At 68.6% G+C, this 6,017-nt stretch carries 7 protein-coding genes; 3 read left to right on the top strand and 4 right to left on the bottom strand.

What is annotated here, in order from left to right; genetic code table 11:
- On the top strand, positions 1-665 hold a 665-nt coding region (locus tag VFV09_08460), incomplete at its 5' end, for a hypothetical protein (protein HEU4867744.1).
- A gap of 6 nt (positions 666-671) precedes the next feature.
- Here the strand turns inward: VFV09_08460 and VFV09_08455 are convergent.
- Positions 672-1,304: a HemK2/MTQ2 family protein methyltransferase gene (locus VFV09_08455; protein HEU4867743.1), complete on the bottom strand. Its 633-nt coding sequence runs from the start codon at positions 1,302-1,304 to the stop codon at positions 672-674.
- Between the two features lie 72 nt (positions 1,305-1,376).
- Between VFV09_08455 and VFV09_08450 the strand changes: the two genes are divergently transcribed.
- Together VFV09_08450 and VFV09_08445 are read left to right on the top strand one after the other, a co-directional pair.
- On the top strand, positions 1,377-2,519 hold the full coding sequence (locus VFV09_08450; GenBank protein ID HEU4867742.1) for a YbdK family carboxylate-amine ligase: 1,143 nt from the start codon (positions 1,377-1,379) through the stop codon (positions 2,517-2,519).
- A 103-nt stretch (positions 2,520-2,622) separates the two neighbouring features.
- Positions 2,623-3,762: a serine hydrolase domain-containing protein gene (locus VFV09_08445; protein HEU4867741.1), complete on the top strand. Its 1,140-nt coding sequence runs from the start codon at positions 2,623-2,625 to the stop codon at positions 3,760-3,762.
- On the opposite strand, the gene VFV09_08440 is transcribed toward VFV09_08445, so the two are convergent.
- The 3 genes from VFV09_08440 to VFV09_08430 are packed head-to-tail and all read right to left on the bottom strand — an operon-like array spanning position 3,759 to position 6,016.
- A complete protein-coding gene (locus tag VFV09_08440; protein HEU4867740.1) occupies positions 3,759-3,923 on the bottom strand; it encodes a hypothetical protein in 165 nt (54 codons plus the stop codon). The genes VFV09_08445 and VFV09_08440 overlap by 4 nt on opposite strands.
- A 52-nt stretch (positions 3,924-3,975) precedes the next feature.
- Positions 3,976-4,881 (bottom strand): ROK family protein, encoded by a 906-nt coding sequence (locus tag VFV09_08435; GenBank protein ID HEU4867739.1) that lies wholly within the window; start codon positions 4,879-4,881, stop codon positions 3,976-3,978.
- A gap of 43 nt (positions 4,882-4,924) precedes the next feature.
- On the bottom strand, positions 4,925-6,016 hold the full coding sequence (locus tag VFV09_08430) for an ABC transporter permease (protein HEU4867738.1): 1,092 nt from the start codon (positions 6,014-6,016) through the stop codon (positions 4,925-4,927).
- Position 6,017: the final 1 nt, after the last annotated feature.

The raw sequence follows: 6,017 nt of genomic DNA, 5'->3' as shown, positions 1-6,017 counted from the left end.
CGGCCGAGGGCCAGAGGGTCGGCTTCGAGCTCAAGGGCCCGTTCTCCATGCCGGAAGGGGAGGGGCTGCCGGTCGCCGACCTCACCTACACCCGCTTCGCCGGCACAACCGAGAACACCTTCGGCTTTTTGTCGACCGGAGAGGCCGCTTTCCTGAAGAGAGGAGAGCAGTTCTACCGGCTCCCGGACGACCGGGTGGGGTCGATGCAGGGTTCCGAGGACGCAGGCAGCAAAGGCCCGTTCTCCGGGCTCAAACTGGACAAGTGGGTCCCCGACTCGGAGGTCGTCGCAAGCGAGGACGAGTCAGACGTGGAGACGATCACCGGCGAGCTCGATGTGGTCCGTGCGGTCAACGACATGCTGGGCATCGCCCGGGAGTACGGCGGCGCAGACCGTCCCGAGATCGAGGGCGAGGACGCCGACCTGTTGAAGGAGGCAGTCGAAGACGCCGAGCTGACGATGGTCACCGGCAAGGACGACCGGATACTGCGGAGCCTGCTGGTGACTATGGATCTCGGCAAGGACCCTCCAGAGGCGTTCAAGCAGGCGCTGGAGGGCTTCACCGGGGTCAACTTCGTGCTGGAGCTGAAGCTGACGGAACCGAACTCGAAGGTGTCGGTACAGGCCCCGGCCAACCCGCTGCCCTACGACCGGCTGGGCGGCTGACGAAACCTAGGGGCTGCCCACCAGACGCTCGGAGAGCCGGCCTCTGACCACGACGATCTCCTCGAGGTCCTCGTCCCCCAGAAGGCCGCGCTCCCGCATCATCTCGGCTCGAGCGGTCATCACCGGTCCGAGCTTCCCGGGCTCCCGGACGACCACCTCGGGGGAGAGGCCGGAGCGGGCGAAGTCCTCCACCGTCCGCTCGGTGCCGCAGATCGAGGAGTGGACAACCAGGATCGCTCCACCGGGATTGAGGTGGGCCGGCGCCTCCCGGCAGATACGATCAAGCAGCGCCCGCCCGTCGCAGCCGGCGTCGAGGGGGATGTTCGGTCCCCGGCGCGGCAGCTCGTCGGACTCGGCAGGGATGTAGGGAGGGTTGGAAACGATGATGTCGAACTTTCTCCCTCCGAGGGGACCGAACAGGTCGCCCCGCAGCACTTCCACGCGGGCCCCGTTGACCTTCGAGTTGACCCGGGCGCACAGGGCCGCCTGCCAGGTCAGGTCGACCGCCGACACCGACGCCGCGCCCCCCTTGGCGGCGCTGATGGCCAGAGCGCCGGTTCCGGTGCAGAGGTCGACGACGCTCTTGCCGGCCAGGCCTTCCGCCCGCATCGCGGCGGCCAGCATCCAGGTGTCGCTCACGGGCCGGTGCACTCCCGGCAGTCTCATCAATCTCACGCGGCTACCGTTCCCCCAACCCGCCCGGGCTAATCCGTGATCTCTAAGTGGCCGTCGCCGATCACCGGCGATTCCCTGGCGGAGCGGTTTGTCGACTCCGGCCGGACCACCTTCGGGCTGGAGGAGGAGATCATGGTGCTCCACCCGGAAACCCTGGACCTGCTGCCCCGGGGGGTCGAGCTGCTCGCGGGCCTCGACGACAGGTTCAAGGCCGAGCTGCCCGCGGCCCACGTGGAGATCGCCAGCCGCCCCGCCACCAGCTTCGACGCCCTGGCCATGGAGCTGGCCGAGTGCCGCCGCCTGCTGGCCGCCCACATGGGCGGCCGGGCTCGGCCGGCCATCGCCGGGGTCCACCCGTTCGGCGACCGCTTCGGCGTCGTCAACGCCGGCGAGCGGTACGAGAGGCTTCTCGCAAAGTACGGCGACGTCGTGCGCCAGCAGCTGGTCTGCGGGCTTCACCTGCACGTCGGGCTGGGCGGGCCCGGCAAGACGCTGGCGGTGTACAACGCCATGCGCTCCTACCTCCCGCAGATTGCGGCCCTGGCCGCCAACTCCCCGATCTACGGCGGGCGGGACACCACGCTCGCCTCGATGCGGCCGCTGTTGTCCGGCATGCTGCCCCGCATGGGGGTGCCGCCGCCGCTGGAGAGCTTCGACGAGTACGCCTACGCCCTCAACTGGGGCATGGAGCGGGAGCGTATGGGCCGGCCCGCCGAGTGGTGGTGGGAGATGCGGCTCCACGGGGCCCTGGGAACCCTGGAGATCCGGGTTCCCGACGGCCAGACCACCCTGCAGGAGGCACTGGCGATAGGAGCGGTGGCGGCGGGGACCGCTGCCTGGCTGGCGGATCGGTTCGACGCCGGCGACCTCCCGGCAACCGTCCCCAGCTGGCAGATCAACGAAAACCGCTGGTCGGCCCTGCACGCAGGCATGAAGGCGACGCTGATCGACCTGGAGACCGGGGAACTGCGGCCGGTTGCGGATTCCATCGACGAGCTGCTCGAACTGATCGGTCCGGCGGCCGCCCGTCTCGGCGGGACCGAGCACCTGGCACACGCCCGGCAGATCGCCGGGAACAGCGGGGCCGAACGCCAGCGGGAGCTGTTCAACGCCTCGGGGGCGCGGGCCGTCACCGAGTGGCTCGCCGGCCGGTTCCTGGAAGGACTTGACCGGGAATGACCGGTAATTCGCCCGAGTCCGGTTAGGTTGGGACGGTACGAACGGGCGTGAAGAAAGGTTGCGAATGGCTGGTGGGGGGTTGTCGGAGGTGCGGCTTCGAAGGATGCACGACGTCATGTCGGGTTATGTCGAGCGGGGAGACCTGCCGGGTCTGGTCACGATGGTGAGCAGGCGGGGGGAGACCCACTTCGACGCCCTCGGGTCCAAATCGCTGGACGGCGGCCCCATGGCCAGCGACACCATCTTCCGCATCGCCTCGCTCAGCAAGCCGGTGTTCGCAGTCGGGGCCATGATCCTCGTGGAGGAGTGCAAGCTGGGTCTGGACGAGCCCGTCGACCGGCTGCTCCCCGAGATGGCCGACCGCAAGGTCCTCAAGCTCATCGACGGCCCGCTGGAGTACACCGTGCCGGCAGAGCGGCCGATCACCCTGAGGGACCTGCTCACCCAGCGCATGGGATTCGGCAGCATCATGGAGCCCTCCGACCACTTCCCGATCGTCGAGGCGGTCGTCGAGCAGGAGATAGGCACCATCGGACCGGAGAACTCCGCCCTGGAGCCCGACGAGTGGATCCGCCGCCTGGGGTCGCTCCCGCTGATGGCGCAGCCGGGAGAGAAGTGGATGTACAACACCTCGTTTGCGGTGCTCGGGGTGCTGATGTCCCGGGCTTCGGGCATGTCGCTGGAGGACTTCCTCAGGGATCGCATATTCGACCCCCTGGAGATGCCCGACACAAGCTTCACGGTCCCCGAAGCCAAGATGGAGCGACTGGCCGGCTCCTACCGGTTCAGCCAGTCGGCCGGGAAGCTGAAGGCCAACAAAGACGACCTGAAGGACGGCGGCTGGATCGGGCGAATGGAGCTGGCGTCGACCGCCCAGGACTACACGAAGTTCGGACAGATGATGCTCGACAACGGCCGCTGCCCGGGCGGGCGCCTGCTGGCGAGGCCGAGCGTCGAGACGATGACCACGGACCACATCACCCGGGCGCAGAAGGCCGCATCGCCGTTCTTCCCGGGGTTCTGGGACAACCGGGGTTGGGGGTTCGGGGTCTCGATTGTCACCCGCCGGGACGACATTGCGTCGGTCCCCGGGCGCTTCGGCTGGGACGGGGGCACCGGGACGTCCTGGTACGCCGACCCCACCGAGAACCTGCACGCCCTGCTCATGACCCAGGTGGAGGTGTTCCCCTCAGGGATCTACGAGGACTTCTGGACTTCGGTCTACCAGGCGATCGACGACTAGTAGGGGCGGTCGCCGATGTGGAGGAATGCCTTGATGAAGTTCATCATCGGCCGCTCGTTCATCGGCGGTTTGACGACCTCATTCGGGTCGGGTGCCCACACGGGCCTTCCCTGCGGGTCCTTGCTCATCAGGTAGGCCTGAAAACGCTCTTCTTCATTCATGTGGGAAATTGTCGTCCTTTCGGTGCCGGGAACGCAAAACCAAGGTCTCGCATTATTCTCCAACCGGCGCTTCGGCGCGGGGATTATGCCGGTGAGCCCGCTGCGCGAGCACCAGGGCGCCGCCCGGACCGGCCATTCCACCCAGCTTGGCCGCCCGGAGAAAGCCGGGCCTGGTGAACGTGTCGAGCCCGGGATATCCCCCCAGGCTCGCCTCCAGCGCGTTGCGCAGCCTGGGCAGCAGGCCGGGCGTCAACCCCAGCCCGCCGCCTACCACCACCAGCTCGGGGGCGAAGGCCAGGACTATCGTCCTCAAACCCGCAGCGAGGTACGCAGCCTCCATCGACATCGCCTTGTCCCGCAGAGCGCCGGACATCTCCTCGGCCGGCCGTCCCCACCGTCCGGCCATGGCCGGGCCGCTGGCCATACCCTCGAGGCAGTCGCTGTGGAACGGGCAGCCGCCGGGGAAGGCGTCGCCCGGCTGCCGGGGGACCGGGATGTGCCCAATCTCGGGGTGCAGAACCCCCCGGACCGGCCGGCCGTTCGTTATCACCCCGGCCCCGATCCCGGTGCCGATCGTGATGTAGACAAATGTCCCCGCCCCCCGGGCGGCGCCGTACAGGCCCTCGGCCAGAGCGGCCCCCTCGACGTCGGAGGCCAGGCCGATGGGCACGTCGAACGACCGCCTGACCGGGTCGATGACGCCTGCGCCGGACCACTGGGCCTTCGGGGTGTTGAGCAGCCTCCCGTAGGTCGGGGAGGAGGGCAGAAGGTCGATGGGCCCGAAGGCGGCGATCCCGATGCCGTCCAGATGGCCGTGCTCCTGCTGAAACGCCTCCAGGCGCCCCACGGCCCAGCGCATCGTCTGGTCCGGGGTCGAGGTGGGGCTCCGATCGGAGTCGACGATCTCCTCGCCCGAGTGGCCGGCGCAGCAGATCACCTTCGTGCCGCCCAGCTCGATCCCGCCGTAGAGGGGACGGGGCGTCGCGGTCAGACCGGCACCCTCATGAGTGGGCGGAGGAGCGGCTGTTCAGCTGGTCGAACCCGACCGCCACCAGGATCAGGACGCCGATCGCGATCTGCAGGTAAAACGCCTGGATGTTGAGCAGGTTCCCGCCGTTGGTCAGCACGCCCATGATCAGCGCGCCTGCGGCGGCGCCGAGTGCGCTGCCCTTGGCACCGAAAAGGCTGGCGCCGCCGATCACGCAGGCCGCGATGGCCTGCAGCTCGAACCCGGTCCCCGCAGTTGGGATGCCGGCACCCAGCCGGGAAGCCAGCAGGACACCCCCCAGTCCCGCCAGGAGGCTGCAGATGGCGTAGACGGAGACCAGCACCAGCCTGACCGGCACACCGGCCAGCCGGGCCGACTCCGGGTTGGACCCCACGGCGTAGATGTAGCGCCCGAACACGGTCCTGGTGAGGACGAAGTGGACGGCGACGGTGACCACCGCGGCGATGAGGAGCAGGTTGGGGATGCCGAATATCGTCCCGTTCGCAATCTCTTGGAACCCCTCGGGAAGCGGCTGGATGGTGTTCGCCTTGGTGATGACCAGGACCGCCCCCCGGGCTATGCCGAGCATACCCAGGGTTGCGATGAACGGCGGAAGCTTCGCCTTGGTGACCAGCAGGCCGTTGACGAGGCCCAGAGCCCCGCCCAGGAGGATGCCGACGACTATCGCGATCGGAACCGGCACGCCGGCTACCAGCAGCTGGGCGGTCACCGCGCCCGACAGGCCCAGCACCGAGCCGACGGAAAGGTCGATTCCGGAGGTGAGGATCACCAGAAGCTGGCCGACGGCGAGGATGCCGAAGATCGCTACCTGGCGGGCGAGGTTGGACAGGTTGCTGGCGGTCAGGAACTCCTCGCTGGCCAGGGTCAGGGCGCCGACCGCCACCAGCAGCACCATCAGGCCGCCACTCTCCCGGCCGGCGATGTCCGAGAGCCGGAGAACCCGGTGGCCGGACGGGGTTACAGGGGCGGCCTCGGCGGATTCGACGTCCTCGGCGCCTCCCGGGACCTTCTCGCCCTGGATCTCGACTGTGGTTTCGGTGGGCCGGGAACGGATGGTTGTAGTAGGGATGTCTTCACGCCACATC

The sequence above is a fragment of the Actinomycetota bacterium genome (genome assembly GCA_035759705.1).
GTDB lineage: Bacteria > Actinomycetota > CADDZG01 > JAHWKV01 > JAHWKV01 > JAJCYE01.
Note: the sequence above shows the minus strand (reverse complement) of the source record. Positions and strands in the feature narration are given on the sequence as shown.